Consider the following 14,861-nt stretch of genomic DNA (forward strand, 5'->3'; position numbering starts at 1 on the left):
CTCTTCGCGAGGGTGCGCCCCATCGGCGTACATATGTGGCAGCGAAGGACGCCGATTCACCAGGCGGCCTGCCTGGCCTTGCCCTCGGTGGGCAACAGGACCCAGAGCGCGATGTAGAGCAGGAACTGCGGTCCGGGGAGAAGGCAGGAGAGCACGAAGATCACGCGCATCGTGGTCGCCGATGTGCCGAAGCGCTTGGCGAGGGCGGCACAGACTCCGCCGATCATCCGGCCGTTCGTGGGGCGGGCAAGGGCGGTCATGAGGGCTCCTTCGTGAACCGTCGGTACGAGGTCGTTCGGGGCGTTTACCCCGATGACTCAAAGCTACGTTCACGAAGCGGGCGAGGCGTCGCTCTAGGGTGCGATACCGACCCTGGGAATCGTCGGGGTCGGCCCCTGAGGCGCGTCCTCCCGCAGGAGGGCCGCGGGCTGCTCCCCGTCAGTATGGCGGCGGAGTCTGGCCCTGACCGCGGGCACCACGGCGATGTGCGCGAGGGCCACGCCCACCGTGTTCAGGAGCAGCGAGTCGATGTCGACGACCTGCCCCGGAACCCCGGTCTGCAGCAGTTCGATGCCGAGCGAGATCAGTGCTCCGGCCGCGACGGTTCGCACCAGCGAACCGAGCGGGGAGACATGGACCCGCCCCCCGGCGAGCGGAAGCAGCAGGCCCAGCGGTGCCAGAAGCAGCAGACTGCCGCCTATGTGCCGGGCCGCCTCGACAGGACCGAGTGCCAGGTCCGCCTTGATGCCGGCGAGCGGCTGAAGGTTCGCCGCGCTGACCCAGGGCACGTCCAGTGGACGCAGCGTGAGCCACGCGACGAACAGAAGATGTGCGACGAGGAGGAATCCTCCTGTCGCACGGAAGCGAATGGCAGCCCCGTGGCCGCCCGAGCCTTGACGCACGCCCCCCAAGACGCGCCTAGTGGCAGGATCGGTTCCGCGTATCTCCTCCCGGTACGCGGCGCTGTCCTGATCGCACAGGGTGACTGTCTTGTTCGGCTACTTCACCGTCTCGGTGGGCGGAGCCACCGTTCCGGGGCGCTGGCGGACCGACTGGGTGCATTCGTAGCGGCGCAGCGGGTCGTCGCCGGGGCCGCCCATGATCACCTGGCGGTCGTCGTCCGCCGCCGCGCTGTCCGCGAATGTGCACACGATCTGAGCCAGTGCGAACGCCGACAGGCCATCGGGAGACGTACTGAACCGCAGCGCGTCCTCGGGGTCCCCCTTGCGGGGGCCGCTGACGACCGTCCCGGCGCGTACGTCCGTCGCGAAGCCCGCCTGCTTCTCCGGGCCCGACGGGGTGTGCGCAAGCTCGTCGAGGAGCGCCTGTGCGATCCGGACCCGGTCGGTCGTCGCCTTCTTGGTGGGGATCCGCACCGAACGGTCGACGGTCACCAGCTGCGCCGCGCACACCAGGAAGACCTGCACCGGGACTCCGCTGGTGGACTGCGACGCGATGCTCGACCCGGACATCACGCAGGGCACCCGGGAGGGCCCTGGACCGAAGTCCGTCGGCACCTCCGTCGAGCGGATCCCGCAGCCGGCGAGCGTCGCGGTCAGTGCGGCGGCGATGAGGGCGGCACGCAGCCGTCGGCGGTTCATGGTTTCTCCCCCTCGACGGCGTCGTCGCCGTCCGTGCCCTCGTCCGTCTCGTCAAGGAGCCCCGACGGATCGCGCGGCAGCCACAGCGTGAACACCGCGCCGCCCTTCGGCGAGTTCGCCGCGGTGATCTCCCCGCCGTGGATGTGCGCGTTCTCCAGCGCGATGGAGAGGCCCAGACCGCTGCCCTCCGAACGCGGCCGGGACGCGCTCGCCTTGTAGAACCGGTCGAAGACGTGCGGCAGTACGCCCTCGGGGATGCCGGGGCCTCCGTCACGTACCGCGATGACGAGCTTCTCGCCCGCGAGCCGCACCGAGACCTTCACCGGGGAGCCCCCGTGCTTGAGGGCGTTGCCGATCAGGTTCGCCAGGATGACGTCGAGGCGGCGCGGGTCGAGCCGCACCATGATGCCGCGCTCCGCGTCGAGCTCGACCGCGTCGAGCCAGGCACGGGCGTCGATACAGGCCGTGATCTGGTCGGCGATGTCCACGTAGTCCAGGACGAGCCGGGCCGTGCCCGCGTCGAAGCGGGTGACCTCCATCAGGTTCTCCACCAGGTCGTTGAGACGGCGGGTCTCGCTGACCACCAGACGGACGGCGGGCTCGATCATCGGGTCGACGCTGCCGGTCTCCGCGTCGAGCTCCTCCTCGAGCACCTCCGTCACCGCGGTGATCGCGGTCAGCGGCGTACGCAGCTCGTGCGACATGTCGGCGACGAAGCGCCGCGACGCCTCGTCACGGGCGCTCATGTCGTCGACCTTCTTCTCCAGGCTCTCCGCGGTCCGGTTGAACGTCCGTGACAGATCGGCCAGTTCGTCCGTGCCCGACACCCGAAGGCGCGTGTCCAGCTTGCCCTCGCCGAGCCGCCGCGCGGCGACGCCGAGCCGGTGCACCGGTTTGAGCACGGTGGTCGCGGCGGCCTGCGCGAGCAGCGCGGAACCGATGAGCGCGAGCCCGGTGGCGATCGCGAGCGACCAGCCGAGCGAGCTCAGGTCCTTCGCCTCAGGCTCGAGGGACTTGAGCATGTAACCGGTCGGCCCGCCGCCGATCACCTTGGCACCGCCCACGAGGTACGGGGTGCCGTTGTCGACGGTCCGCTGCCAGTACAGGTGGTACGGGCTCTTGTTGCTGGAGGTGAGCGGCTGCTCCTTGTTCACCGTCTTGCGCAGCGACTTGGGCACGTCGGCCAGCGTGAAGGCGTCCAGGTCGGAGTAGCCGACGATCGTGTCGCCGTCGGAGTTCTGCCCGATCAGGAGCACGCTGTAGCGCTGGCTGCTGTTGGCCATCGTCCCGGCGGCCTGCTGCAGCTCGTCCTGGGTCGGGTTGGGCGGCAGCGCGCCGGCGCGGGTCTGCATCTCCTGCTGGAAGTCCTTCAGGGCCGCGTCCTGCGCGCGGGTCAGGACCGCCTCGCGGTTCAGCCAGTACGCGATTCCGGAAGCCGTCACGGCGGCGGTGAGCGCCACAAGCCCGAACACCACGACGAGCCGGAGCCGCAGACTCGTGAAACGGAGCCCCGCCATTATCGCCTTGCGCGCCGCGGCCCAACCGCGGAGCCTGTCCTGCGGTTTGGTCACTGAGGCGTGTCCAGCCGGTAGCCGACTCCACGCACCGTACGGATCAGCGTCGGCGAGGACGGCACGTCCTCCACCTTCGCGCGCAGGCGCTGCACACACGCGTCGACGAGCCGGGAGTCGCCGAGGTAGTCGTGCTCCCACACCAGACGCAGCAACTGCTGTCGCGAAAGGGCCTGTCCGGGCCTGCGGCTCAGCTCGAGAAGCAGCCGCAGCTCGGTCGGTGTGAGCTGCAGATCCTCGCCGTTCTTCGTGACGGTCATCGCGGCGCGGTCGATGACGAGCGAACCGAACGCCGCCGCGTCATTGGCCTCGCGCTCACCGCGCCGCAGAACCGCACGGATACGGGCGTCGAGCACCCGCCCCTGCACAGGTTTCACCACATAGTCGTCGGCACCGGACTCCAGGCCGACGACCACGTCGATGTCATCGCTGCGCGCGGTCAGCAGGATGATCGGCAATTGGTCGGTGCGCCGGATGCGACGGCACACCTCGAACCCGTCGATGCCCGGCAGCATCACATCCAGCACGATCAGGTCCGGCCGCTGCTCACTGAGCAGCTTCAGGCCGTCCTCGCCGGTGGCAGCAGTAGCCACCCGATGCCCTTGACGGGTGAGCGAAAGCTCAAGGGCCGTTCGGATGGCGTCGTCGTCCTCGATCAGCAACAGGGAAGGCACAGACGTCATTCTGTCCCATGGCACGGTCACAGTTCGACTCTTGGTCCTCCCCCAGGTCCTCAAAGGGCTGGTCGGTACCCCATCCCACACTTCTCCCTCACACATGGAACCGCTGTTGCAGGCCTGTGACAGTCGACGGACACGGCCATGAAGTGGGTCGGGCAGAGTTTTGGTCAGACGGAAAAGCCGGACACCACCGACGGGGGGCGCGAGATGAACACGCTGCACAGCACCAGCTCAAGCGCAGTAATCACGCGACTCCACGACGTGATCCGGACCGCCGAGAGGCACGAGAAGTCCGGTGCCGTGAGCGGGCGGGGGTGCGCTCGCGGCACCGGGCGTCAGCACACCGCGTACATGACGGTGGTTGACGCGTACCGGGGGGAAACCCACGGTGACAACGGTGGAACCGATGGGGGGGCTCACGGGGGAGCCGCGTACAGGGAGGACACGGGGGAACGCACATCAGCGTCGGAGGCGGAGTTCACCGCCTACGTCCAGCAGCGTCGTGCCTCCCTGTACGCAACCGCCTATCACCTGACCGGTGACCGTTTCGAGGCCGAGGACCTGCTCCAGAGCGCCCTCTTCTCGACGTACCGGGCCTGGGACAGGATCAGCGACAAGGCCGCGGTCGGCGGATACCTCCGCCGCACCATGACCAACCTGCACATCAGTGCCTGGCGGCGCCGCAAGCTCAACGAATACCCGACCGAGGAGCTGCCGGAGACGGCGGGCGACACGGACGCGATGCGTGGCACCGAACTCCGCGCGGTTCTCTGGCAGGCCCTGACCCGCCTCCCCGAACTGCAGCGGACGATGCTGGTCCTGCGCTACTACGAGGGCCGCACGGACCCCGAGATCGCGGACATCCTCGACATCAGTGTGGGCACGGTGAAGTCCAGCATCTGGCGCTCCCTGCGCCGGATGCGCGAGGACGAGGTCCTCAGCTTCGGCCGTGACCAGGAAGAGTCCTTCGGCGAGTTGGTCGCCTAGGGATCACGGGGGTCGCCGCTCCCGGGGGGAGGCGGCGATGGCAGGGGGGAACGGGGTCCACGGGGGAAAACGGGGATCACGGGGGTAACAAGTGGCGGGACCGGAAGGCCGGGGGGTCTTTCCGGTCCTTCTGCTTTTCGCAGAACGGCCCCGCGAGCCTTGAGCTGCTAAAGAACCGCCCCGCGCGCCTTGGCGCACCGTCCGGCCGCGGCAGCGGCAAGCCGCCCCAATGCCTCGTCCTTCCCGCAGGGATGAGCACCCAGCGCGGTCTGCCGGGCGACGATGGCGCGCTCGGCGCGCATCAGCCGCCATCCGCGCCGCAGCAGGAACGCCACGGACTTGCGTCCCTCGCGCAGATCCCGCAGAAGCCGCCGCCGGAAGGTCGTGGACGGCCGGCCACGGAGACAGATCGCGTCGGCGAGCACGCCCATCTCCCGGCACCGCTCCACGATGTCCGCCGCGAAGATTCCCTCCGCGATGAACAGGGGTGTGCGCTCGATGTCCATCGCGGACTCGCCCGTACGCGAACTGGTGGAGATGTCGTAGAGGGGAACGCGCGTACGTCCCGTACGGCACAGCTGCTCTATGGCGGCGAGGGCGACGTCCGCGTCCCAGGACGCGGGAGAGTCCCAGTCGATGTCCGTGCTGCCGGGGACCTGCGGCAGCGTCGGGTCGTCACCCTCCTTGTAGAAGTCGTCGAGGCACAGGACGGGAAGTCCGGAGCGGTCGGCGAACGACGACTTGCCTGAACCGGAGGGGCCGGCGAGCAGCACGACTCGGGTGGGTATCGGGAGATGGGAACTCACGAGAGACCAGTGTGCGGCATTGAGCCGCCCAGGCGACCCGACGGGTAGGGCTTTGGTGCCCGCAACACACCTCAACTACGCTACGTGGGCATCTGATTACTCAAAAGGATATGGGCGGTACCCATGGCACGGCACGCAACAGCCTCCAAGCACCTCTCCCGCGCCCTGCTGCGCGCAGGTCTGACGGTCAGCATCGCGGGCACGGCGCTCGGCATCGGCGGCGCGGCGACGGCGAACGCCGCTCCCGCGCCCACACCCCAGGCATCCGACAGCCAGGCATCCGACAATCTGCCGGCGGCCGGTGAGGGCGTGCTCCGGGCGATGCAGGAGGTCACCGCGGGTGGACTCGCGCCCATCAAGGATCTGAAGCTCAACCCGCTCGCGGGCACCGGGTCCGATCCGCTGGACAACGCGGTGGGCACCAAGATCGCGGACTTCAAGCCGGTCTCGACGGCGCCGTTGACGGCCCCGCTGACGAAGGGCGCGTCGCTGGGCGAGCTGCCCCTCGTGGGTCAGGCCACGGAGCTGCTGCCCGGCTAGTCCCTGACGCGGAGTCACCCCTGTCAGTCCTTCCGCAGGGGGACTTCCCGCACCAGCCACGCCACCGCGAACGCCAGCGCGCCGAGCAGCGCGGCGCCGAGGATCACGCCGTGCATGCCGCTGGTGACCGCCGCGCGCACCGCTTCCCGTACCTCGTCCGGCATCTCATGGACCGCCTCGGGCGTCCACGAGGTGCCGCCCTCCGGCATGCCGCCCGACGTGAGGCGGCTCGCGTAGACGGCGCCCATGACGGCGATGCCCAGTGAGCCGCCGATCGTGCGCAGGAGAGTGGTGGTGCCGGTGGCGGCGCCCATGTCGCGCGGCTCCGCGCTGTTGATGGTGATGAGCAGGGTGCTTTGCATCAGGAAGCCCATGCCCGCGCCGAGCACGAACGTCAGCGCGGATGTCACGGCGGTGGGGGTGTCCGCGCCGACCGCGAGGAGCGCGAGGCCGCCGACGGAGATCGCCGCCCCGCCGATGACGGTGTACGCGCGGTAGCCGCCGCCGTTGGACGTGATCCGGCCGAGCAGGAGCTGCGCCCCGAACATGCCCGCCATCAGCGGGAGCAGCAGCATGCCGCTCGCCGTCGACGATGCGCCGCGTGCGAACTGCATGTACTGCGGCAGATAGGCGGACGCCGCGAACATCGCCGCGCCCACCAGGAAGGTGAGGACCTGGGCGAGCGTGAAGTTGCGGTCGGCGAAGAGCCGGGGCGGGATGATCGGTTCGGCGGCCCGTCGCTCGACCCGCGTGAACCAGACCAGGGATCCGGCGCCGATCACGCCGAGACCGATGATCTGTGGCGACGTCCATCCGTACGTCGTGCCGCCCCAACTGCCGAGCAGCGTCAGGGCGAGGATGCCCGTGGAGAGCAGGGCGGCGCCCGCGATGTCGATGCGGGCCGTGACGCGCTCGGTGCGCAGGTGAAGGCGCAGGCCGATGATGAGCAGGGCGAGCCCGCCGATGGGCACGTTGACGTAGAAGACCCAGCGCCAGTCCAGCTGGTCGGTGAGGAAGCCGCCGAGCAGCGGCCCGCCGACCAGCGCCACGGGCATCATCGCGCCGACCATCGACTGTGAGCGGCCCGCCTGTGACGGCGGCAGCATGACGCCGATGATCGAGATGGCGCCGACCATCAGGCCGCCCGCGCCGAGGCCCTGCACGGCGCGGAAGGCGATGAGCTGCCCCATGTCCTGAGCGAGCCCGGAGAGGACCGAGCCCGCGAGGAACACCGCGATGGACCAGATGAAACTGCCCTTGCGTCCGTACAGATCGCCGAGCTTTCCCCAGATGGGCGTGGAGACCGAGGCGGTGAGCAGATAGGCCGTCACCACCCAGGAGAGGTGGTCGAGGCCGCCGAGGTCACCGACGATCGTGGGCAGGGCGGTGCCCACGATCGTGCCGTCGAGCAGTCCGAGCATCAGGCCGAGCAGCAGCCCGAAGAGGACGAGCTTCGACGGTCCGCTCTCGTCGGGGTGTGGTGGTCCGGTGTCCGCTGGGCCCGGCGTGTTCGTCGCTTCTGTGGTCTGGGTCATGGCTCCCCCTGGTGGGTTGTGGCGTCGCGTCAGGCGGCGTACGGAGTACGGGACTTGGCGTCGCGCAGGGCGTGCGCCCACCAGGCCAGTTGGTCGAGCAGCGCCTTGGCCGCCGTGTCGACCGCGGGGTCGTCGACGGCGCCGTCCTGGTCGAACCGGCCGAAGGCGTTGTGGAAGCTGACCGTGTTGCGGATGGTCGTGGCGTTCAACTCGGCCATGACGAGGCGCAGTTGTTCCACCGCGCGCAGGCCGCCGGAGATGCCGCCGTAGGAGACGAAGCCGATCGGCTTCCCATGCCACTCCGTGTTGTGCCAGTCGACGGCGTTCTTCAGGGACGCCGGGAAGCTGTGGTTGTACTCCGGCGTGACGAAGAGGAACGCGTCGGCCGCCGCGAGGCGCGGCGAGACCAGGGCGAGTGCCTCCTCGGTGCCGGGTGCGGGCGGCTGTCCGAAGGCGGGGAAGACGGTGGGCAGTGGGGTCTCGGCGAGGTCGACGACATCGGTGGTCATGTCGTCGCGCTGGTCGAGATGCGCGGTCAGCCACCGGGTGACGACCGGTGCGAACCGGCCCTCGCGGGTGCTGGCGACGATGACGGCCACGCGGAGAGGACGGCGGCTGGTTCGGCTGGTGCTGGACATGAAGATCCCCCTGGAACGCGTGAATGTGTACGGCGTATCGAGCTGCGTACAACGTACACGCACTGTGTGTACAGCGTCTACTGAGGGATACGCTGTACGCTCACGTTCCGACGATCCGAGCGACGATCCGAGAGAGGTGCCCGGCTGTGGCTGGCCAGAAGAAGGACGGCAAGGCGGCGCCGGACAAGTCGCTCTGGGAGCGTCTTGAGCAACCGGCCGCCGCGCCGCGGGCGTCACTGTCCCTGGAGCGGATCGGTGCCGTGGCGGTGCAGGTCGCCGACGCGGAGGGCTTCGCCGCCGTCACCATGCGACGGCTCGCCACCGAGCTGGGGGTCGCACCCATGGCGGCGTACCGGCATGTCTCGGGCAAGGACGACCTGTGGGCGCTGATGGCCGAGCGGGTGGCGGCCGAGCACCGGATCCCCGAGGAGCTGACCGAGTGGCGTGAGGTGCTGCGGGCCTTCGCCCTGCTGACCCGGGAGATGATGCTGCGCCACCCGTGGGTGGGTCAGCTGCCCACGGCCCTGTTCGTGCTCACGCCGGGCCGGATGGCCATCGCCGAGCGGCAGTTGGCGGCGCTCGACGGCCTCGGGCTCGACGAGGACACGATGATGACGGCCTTCCGTACGGTCAGCGCGTACGCCCACGGCGCGGCCTCGTCCGAGGTGGCCCTCCTCGAGTGGACGCAGGCCGAGGGCTGGTCGTCGGGCGCCGAGACCCGGATGGGCCTCGCGCCGCAGATGACGTACCTCATGGAGACCGACCGCTACCCCACGTACCGGCGCTACGGTCTGCGGTCGCAGCGCAAGGACGACGCCACCTGGGCGTTCGAGACGGGCCTGGACTGCGTCCTGGACGGGATCGCGGCGCGGCTCGGCATCTGACGCGCGCTGAAAGGGCGAAGCCCCGGACCTCCTGGACGGAGGAGGGCCGGGGCTTCGTCGTGCGGGGAGTGGTTCGAGTGGCTCGAGTGGCTCAGTACGAGGAGCCGGACGCGCCAAGGGAGCCCGTGGGGTGCCAGACCGTCTTGGTCTCAAGGAAGGCCGTCAGGCGGTGGGTGCCGGGATCCGCCGACCAGTCCACAGGCTGTGGACGGACGACGCGCTTGAGATTGTCCGCGGCCGCGATCTCCAGCTCCTTCGCCAGTACGTCGTCCTCGACGCCCGCGAGGTCGATCGCGTTCACGTCCTGGTGGGCGGCGAGGGACGGAGTGATCTCCGCCGTACGGCCCGAGAGGATGTTCACGACGCCGCCGGGCAGGTCGGAGGTGGCGAGCACCTCGCCCAGGGAGAGCGCCGGGAGCGGGGAGTTCTCGCTGGCGATCACCACGGCCGTGTTGCCCGTCGCGATCACCGGGGCGATGACGGACACCAGACCCAGGAACGACGACTTCTGCGGGGCGACGACCGTCACCACGCCCGTCGGCTCAGGCGACGAGAGGTTGAAGAACGGGCCCGCGACCGGGTTTCCGCCGCCCACGATCTGGGCGATCTTGTCGGTCCAGCCCGCGTACCAGACCCAGCGGTCGATCGCCGCGTCCACGACCGCGGCGGCCTTGGACTTGGACAGACCCTCCGCCTCGGCGACCTCACGGACGAACTGGTCCTTGCGGCCCTCCAGCATCTCCGCGACGCGGTAGAGGATCTGGCCGCGCAGGTAGGCCGTCTTGCCCGCCCAGGCGCCCTGTGCCTTGCGCGCGGCCACGACGGCGTCACGCGCGTCCTTGCGGGACGACAGCGGGGCGTTGGCCAGCCACTTGCTCTTCGAGTCCGACACCTCGTACACCCGGCCGCTCTCGCTGCGGGGGAACTTGCCCCCGACGTACAGCTTGTAGGTCTTGAAGACACTCAAACGCTGCTCAGACATCGAGGTAAGCCTCCAGGCCGTGGCGACCGCCCTCGCGGCCGTAACCCGATTCCTTGTAGCCGCCGAAGGGCGAGGTCGGGTCGAACTTGTTGAACGTGTTGGCCCAGATGACGCCCGCGCGCAGGCGATCGGCGACCGCGAGGATGCGGGAGCCCTTCTCCGTCCAGATGCCGGCGGAGAGTCCGTACTGGGTGTTGTTGGCCTTGGCGACGGCCTCTTCCGGCGTGCGGAAGGTGAGGACCGAGAGCACCGGGCCGAAGATCTCGTCGCGGGCCACGGTGTGCGCCTGGGTGACGTTCGTGAAGAGCGTCGGCGCGAACCAGTAGCCGGACGAGGGCAGTTCGCACGGGGCGGACCAGCGCTCGGCGCCCTCCGCCTCGCCCGTCTCGGTGAGGGCGGTGATACGGGCGAGCTGCTCGGCGGAGTTGATCGCGCCGATGTCCGTGTTCTTGTCGAGCGGGTCGCCAAGACGCAGGGTCGACAGGCGCCGCTTCAGGGCGTCGAGGACCTCGTCCTGGACCGACTCCTGTACGAGCAGACGCGAGCCCGCGCAGCAGACCTGGCCCTGGTTGAAGAAGATGCCGGTGACGATGCCCTCGACGGCCTGGTCGATGGGGGCGTCGTCGAAGACGATGTTCGCGCCCTTGCCGCCCAGTTCGAGCGTGACCTTCTTGTCCGTGCCCGCGACCTGGCGCGCGATGGCCTTGCCGACGGCGGTCGAGCCGGTGAAGGCGACCTTGTTCACGTCCGGGTGGGCGGTCAGGGCCGCGCCCGCGTCCCCGTACCCGGGAAGGATGTTGACGACGCCCTTGGGCAGGCCCGCCTGGCGGCAGATGTCCGCGAAGAACAGGGCACTCAGGGGAGTGGTCTCCGCGGGCTTCAGGACAACGGTGTTGCCCGTCGCGAGGGCCGGGGCGATCTTCCAGGCCAGCATCAGGAGCGGGAAGTTCCAGGGGATGACCTGGCCCGCGACGCCCAGCGGCCTCGGGTCCGCGCCGTACCCCGCGTGGTCGAGCTTGTCGGCCCAGCCCGCGTAGTAGAAGAAGTGCGCGGCGACCAGGGGGAGGTCGGCGTCGCGCGTCTCCTTGATGGGCTTTCCGTTGTCGAGGGTCTCCAGGACGGCCAGTTCGCGGCTGCGCTCCTGGATGATCCGGGCGATACGGAAGAGGTACTTGGCGCGCTCGGCGCCCGGAAGGACCGACCACTTCTCGAAAGCCTTGCGGGCTGCTTTCACCGCGCGGTCGACATCCTCGGAGGAGGCCTGTGCGACCTCGGAGAGGACCTCTTCGGTGGAGGGCGAGACGGTCTTGAAGACCTTGCCGTCCGCCGCCTCCACGAACTCGCCGTCGATGAACAGGCCGTACGACGGCGCGATGTCGACGACGGAGCGGGACTCCGGTGCGGGCGCGTACTCAAAAGCGGCGGAAGCCGAAGGTGTGGAAGTCATGGGTCAGTCCACCGTCACGTAGTCGGGGCCGGAGTAGCGGCCCGTGGCCAGCTTCTGGCGCTGCATCAGCAGGTCGTTGAGGAGCGATGAGGCGCCGAAGCGGAACCAGTGGTTGTCCAGCCAGTCCGCGCCCGCCGTCTCGTTCACCAGGACGAGGAACTTGATCGCGTCCTTGGAGGTACGGATGCCGCCCGCGGGCTTCACGCCGATCTGTACCCCGGTCTGCTCGCGGAAGTCGCGCACGGCTTCCAGCATCAGGAGGGTGTTCGCGGGGGTCGCGTTGACGCCGACCTTGCCGGTCGAGGTCTTGATGAAGTCCGCACCCGCGAGCATGCCGATCCAGGACGCACGGCGGATGTTGTCGTACGTGGACAGCTCGCCGGTCTCGAAGATGACCTTGAGCCTGGCCTCGCCGGAGGCTTCCTTCACGGCGCGGATCTGCTCGAACACCGTCATGTAGTCACCCGCGAGGAAGGCGCCGCGGTCGATGACCATGTCGATCTCGTCGGCACCCGCCGTGACGGCCTCGCGGACGTCGCCGAGCTTCACGTCGATGGCGGCGCGGCCCGCGGGGAAGGCGGTCGCGACGGAGGCGACCTTGACGCCGCTGTCGCCGACGGTCTCCTTGGCGGTGGCCACCATGTCCGGATAGACGCAGACCGCGGCGGTCATCGGGGTGCCGCGGTCGGTCGGATCCGGGTGCACGGCCTTCGCGCCGAGCGCCCGGACCTTGCCCGGGGTGTCGGCGCCCTCGAGCGTCGTCAGGTCGATCATCGAGATGGCGAGGTCGATGGCGTACGCCTTCGCCGTGCTCTTGATCGAACGGGTGCCGAGTGCCGCGGCGCGCGCCTCGAGGCCGACCGTGTCGACGCCGGGCAGCCCGTGGAGGAAACGGCGCAGCGTCCGGTCCGACGCTGTGGCGTCGCTCAGCGCGTGTGCGTGTGCAGTTGCGGGTGCAGTGGGCATGGTCACGAGGGGAGCATATCTACGCGCGTAGCGGCTGTACAGGGGGCGGGTCGGAACGGAGGCGGGGAGGCGTGGCGGGACCCGCGGGCGTCCGGCTAGGGGCCCGCGGGCGCCCGGCGAGGGACCCGCAGGCCTCCCGCGCCGGGCCTCAGGCAGAATCAGGGGTATGACCGACCCCCAGCCCCCCGTGGCGGAGCCCGAGTACAAGGACCGGACCTTCCGGTCGTCCGGCGGTATCGCCGGAGGCGTCCTGCTGCTCGCCCTCGGCGGCTGGCTCGGCATCGACGCGATGTTCCGGGGCGAGGGCCGCACCCCGTGGCTCGCGCTCGCCGGGCTGCTCCTCGCGGTGCCGCTCGTCGTCGCCTTCACCGTGCGCCCCGCCGTGTACGCCAACGACGACCGGCTCCGCATCCGGAACCCCTTCAGGACCATCACGCTGCCGTGGGCGTCCGTCTCGGGTCTCCGCTCCGGGTACTCGAACGAGGTCTTCACCCAGTCCGGCACCAAGTACCAGATCTGGGCCATCCCGGTCTCCCTGCGCGGCCGCAAGAAGGCCTCCCGGAGGAAGTCGCAGGGGGCGGCCGCCGGTGATCCGAGCGTCGTGAACGCGCGGCGGCCCGCCGAGGCGCACTCCCTCCGCGCGCCCGGCGACCAGATCATGGACGACCTGCGCGAACTCTCCGAGCAGCGCGTCGGCGCGGAGTCCGCGCAGGGCGAGCCCTCGGTGCGCTGGGGCTACGAGGTCATTGCCCCCGCCGTGGTCGGGGCGGTGCTGCTCGCGGTGCTGTTCGCCATCGGCTAGGAGAGACGTCGGCTACATCGGCCAGGAGGGCCCACGTGCTCACGGCGGGCCGTGCCACCCCAGCAGCATGTGGCCCCCGAACGCCGCCGACGTCACCGCAGCGGCCACCATCACCGTGACGGCGACATGCACGCGCGCGCGTGCCAGCGCCGCCGCGAGCGGCAGCAGCAGGGGGAAGGCGGGGAGCAGGAAGCGGGCCCGGGGGAAGTAGACGCCCTTGCTGCCGAGCACGATCAGGAGCAGCAGGCCCGTGAAGAGCAGCAGCGGCAGCGGCTGACGGTCACCCACCGACAGGACGAACAGCGCCGCGGACGCGAGCAGCGTCGCCGTCACCATCATCAGGAACAGCTGCGGACGCTCGACCGCCAGGAGGTCCCGCACGGTCCGCAGGGTTCCGACCCCGCCGTCCCACTCGTTGCGCCACAGCGTCTGTACGGCGAAGTAGCCGTCCCAGCGCCCGAGCCGGAACCCCACCCAGGCGACGTACGAGAGCCAGCCGAGCGGGGCGAGCAGGGCGCCCAGGAGAGTTCGTACCGCGATACGGCGGTCCTTGCCCCGGCGGCTGCGGTCTCCCTGGCGCCACAGCGTGAGCAGCGCCGTCAGGGAGACCGCGGCCGCGAGCGCGACCCCAGTGGGGCGGGTCAGTCCCGCGAGCGCGGCAAGCGTGCCCGCCCAGATCCAGCGCCCGGTGAGCACGGAGTACAGCGCCCACGCGGTGAGCGCCGTGAAGAGCGACTCCGTGTAGCCCATCCACTGCACGAGCGCGACGGGGAGCGAGCCCCAGAGGGCGGCGAGCAGGACGCCGACCCTGCGGCCGTACAGGCGGTCGCCCACCGCGAAGATCCCCCACGCCGCGAGGAACGAGCAGACGACGGCGATCGCGAGCCCAACGGCCCCGCGCGGCTCCGGGACGAGCACGCTGCCCGCCCTGATGAGCAGGGGGTGCAGCGGGAAGAACGCGAGGTTGTTCGCGTCGATCTGAGTGCCCAGGGTGTGCGTGTAGCCGGTGTCGGCGATCTTCAGGTACCAGTCGCAGTCCCACGACTCCGCCAGGAGATGCCAGACGTCCCGGTGGTCCCTGCGCGCCCAGAGGGCGAAGACCAGGGCACCGAAGAGGCGTACGGCGGCGTACGCGAGGAGTGCGGGTGACGCGTGCCGCAGGCGGCCCAGGGCGCGGTTCGGTGTGCTGCGGGGGTGGCGGGACGGTTGGGCGATCCAGGGTGCGGCGGTGGGCGCCGAAGCGGTCGAGGTGGAGGTCTCTGGGGTCGGTCCGTACGGCACTGCGGCAGCTCCCGGAACGTGATCGTGCGCTGCCGGTCACCCTTCCCGGGGGTGCGGGCCGGCCCCGGGCTCGTCGGCCGGGGGGGATGGGGGAAAAAACGGAGGGGTGGCGGGCGGTGTGGGGGGGGGGGCCCCCCCAGA

16 protein-coding genes are annotated in these 14,861 nt (G+C 70.1%); 4 read left to right on the forward strand and 12 right to left on the reverse strand.

Translation table 11 applies throughout. The features are described 5' to 3' along the window. Positions 1-56 precede the first annotated feature (56 nt). From ACFQ7F_RS40945 to afsQ1, 5 genes are all read right to left on the reverse strand, one after another. Positions 57-260, reverse strand: a complete 204-nt coding sequence (locus ACFQ7F_RS40945) for a PspC domain-containing protein (protein WP_344523558.1) — start codon at positions 258-260, stop codon at positions 57-59. 93 nt (positions 261-353) lie between these two features. Beyond that, positions 354-902: a VanZ family protein gene (locus ACFQ7F_RS40950; RefSeq protein WP_383282904.1), complete on the reverse strand. Its 549-nt coding sequence runs from the start codon at positions 900-902 to the stop codon at positions 354-356. 96 nt (positions 903-998) lie between these two features. After that, on the reverse strand, positions 999-1,601 hold the full coding sequence (locus tag ACFQ7F_RS40955) for a hypothetical protein (protein ID WP_383282907.1): 603 nt from the start codon (positions 1,599-1,601) through the stop codon (positions 999-1,001). Next, a complete protein-coding gene (locus tag ACFQ7F_RS40960; protein WP_383282910.1) occupies positions 1,598-3,172 on the reverse strand; it encodes an ATP-binding protein in 1,575 nt (524 codons plus the stop codon). Before ACFQ7F_RS40960 ends, ACFQ7F_RS40955 begins: the two co-directional genes overlap by 4 nt. Then, the gene (gene afsQ1, locus ACFQ7F_RS40965) at positions 3,169-3,846 is read right to left on the reverse strand and encodes a two-component system response regulator AfsQ1 (protein WP_266873095.1); all 678 of its coding nucleotides are present in this window, start codon (positions 3,844-3,846) and stop codon (positions 3,169-3,171) included. Before afsQ1 ends, ACFQ7F_RS40960 begins: the two co-directional genes overlap by 4 nt. A 213-nt stretch (positions 3,847-4,059) precedes the next feature. On the opposite strand from afsQ1, the gene ACFQ7F_RS40970 reads away from it, so the two are divergent. Beyond that, a complete protein-coding gene (locus ACFQ7F_RS40970; RefSeq protein WP_383282939.1) occupies positions 4,060-4,839 on the forward strand; it encodes a SigE family RNA polymerase sigma factor in 780 nt (259 codons plus the stop codon). Between the two features lie 167 nt (positions 4,840-5,006). On the opposite strand, the gene ACFQ7F_RS40975 is transcribed toward ACFQ7F_RS40970, so the two are convergent. Continuing rightward, on the reverse strand, positions 5,007-5,645 hold the full coding sequence (locus ACFQ7F_RS40975) for a uridine kinase (RefSeq protein ID WP_383282915.1): 639 nt from the start codon (positions 5,643-5,645) through the stop codon (positions 5,007-5,009). Between the two features lie 123 nt (positions 5,646-5,768). Between ACFQ7F_RS40975 and ACFQ7F_RS40980 the strand changes: the two genes are divergently transcribed. Next, complete coding sequence (locus tag ACFQ7F_RS40980) at positions 5,769-6,185, forward strand: hypothetical protein (RefSeq protein ID WP_383282917.1); 417 nt, start codon at positions 5,769-5,771, stop codon at positions 6,183-6,185. 23 nt (positions 6,186-6,208) lie between these two features. Here the strand turns inward: ACFQ7F_RS40980 and ACFQ7F_RS40985 are convergent, their stop codons facing one another. Together ACFQ7F_RS40985 and ACFQ7F_RS40990 are read right to left on the reverse strand one after the other, a co-directional pair. Continuing rightward, the gene (locus ACFQ7F_RS40985) at positions 6,209-7,720 is read right to left on the reverse strand and encodes an MDR family MFS transporter (RefSeq protein ID WP_383282920.1); all 1,512 of its coding nucleotides are present in this window, start codon (positions 7,718-7,720) and stop codon (positions 6,209-6,211) included. 29 nt (positions 7,721-7,749) lie between these two features. Next, the gene (locus tag ACFQ7F_RS40990) at positions 7,750-8,358 is read right to left on the reverse strand and encodes an NADPH-dependent FMN reductase (protein WP_383282923.1); all 609 of its coding nucleotides are present in this window, start codon (positions 8,356-8,358) and stop codon (positions 7,750-7,752) included. Positions 8,359-8,504: 146 nt separating this feature from the next. On the opposite strand from ACFQ7F_RS40990, the gene ACFQ7F_RS40995 reads away from it, so the two are divergent. Continuing rightward, positions 8,505-9,242: a TetR/AcrR family transcriptional regulator gene (locus ACFQ7F_RS40995; RefSeq protein ID WP_383282925.1), complete on the forward strand. Its 738-nt coding sequence runs from the start codon at positions 8,505-8,507 to the stop codon at positions 9,240-9,242. A gap of 91 nt (positions 9,243-9,333) precedes the next feature. Here the strand turns inward: ACFQ7F_RS40995 and ACFQ7F_RS41000 are convergent, their stop codons facing one another. From ACFQ7F_RS41000 to deoC, 3 genes are read right to left on the reverse strand one after another with little or no spacing between them, the layout of a single operon-like run. Next, on the reverse strand, positions 9,334-10,224 hold the full coding sequence (locus ACFQ7F_RS41000; protein ID WP_383282928.1) for an aldehyde dehydrogenase family protein: 891 nt from the start codon (positions 10,222-10,224) through the stop codon (positions 9,334-9,336). Then, positions 10,217-11,671 (reverse strand): aldehyde dehydrogenase family protein, encoded by a 1,455-nt coding sequence (locus ACFQ7F_RS41005; protein ID WP_383282930.1) that lies wholly within the window; start codon positions 11,669-11,671, stop codon positions 10,217-10,219. Before ACFQ7F_RS41005 ends, ACFQ7F_RS41000 begins: the two co-directional genes overlap by 8 nt. Positions 11,672-11,674: 3 nt before the next feature. After that, on the reverse strand, positions 11,675-12,637 hold the full coding sequence (gene deoC, locus ACFQ7F_RS41010; protein ID WP_383282942.1) for a deoxyribose-phosphate aldolase: 963 nt from the start codon (positions 12,635-12,637) through the stop codon (positions 11,675-11,677). Positions 12,638-12,803: 166 nt separating this feature from the next. Between deoC and ACFQ7F_RS41015 the strand changes: the two genes are divergently transcribed. Beyond that, the gene (locus ACFQ7F_RS41015; protein WP_383282933.1) at positions 12,804-13,439 is read left to right on the forward strand and encodes a PH domain-containing protein; all 636 of its coding nucleotides are present in this window, start codon (positions 12,804-12,806) and stop codon (positions 13,437-13,439) included. A 39-nt stretch (positions 13,440-13,478) separates the two neighbouring features. On the opposite strand, the gene ACFQ7F_RS41020 is transcribed toward ACFQ7F_RS41015, so the two are convergent. Then, complete coding sequence (locus ACFQ7F_RS41020) at positions 13,479-14,720, reverse strand: glycosyltransferase family 39 protein (protein WP_383282936.1); 1,242 nt, start codon at positions 14,718-14,720, stop codon at positions 13,479-13,481. Positions 14,721-14,861: the final 141 nt, after the last annotated feature.

This window comes from Streptomyces sp. NPDC056486 (assembly GCF_042795295.1).
Classification (GTDB): Bacteria; Actinomycetota; Actinomycetes; order Streptomycetales; family Streptomycetaceae; genus Streptomyces.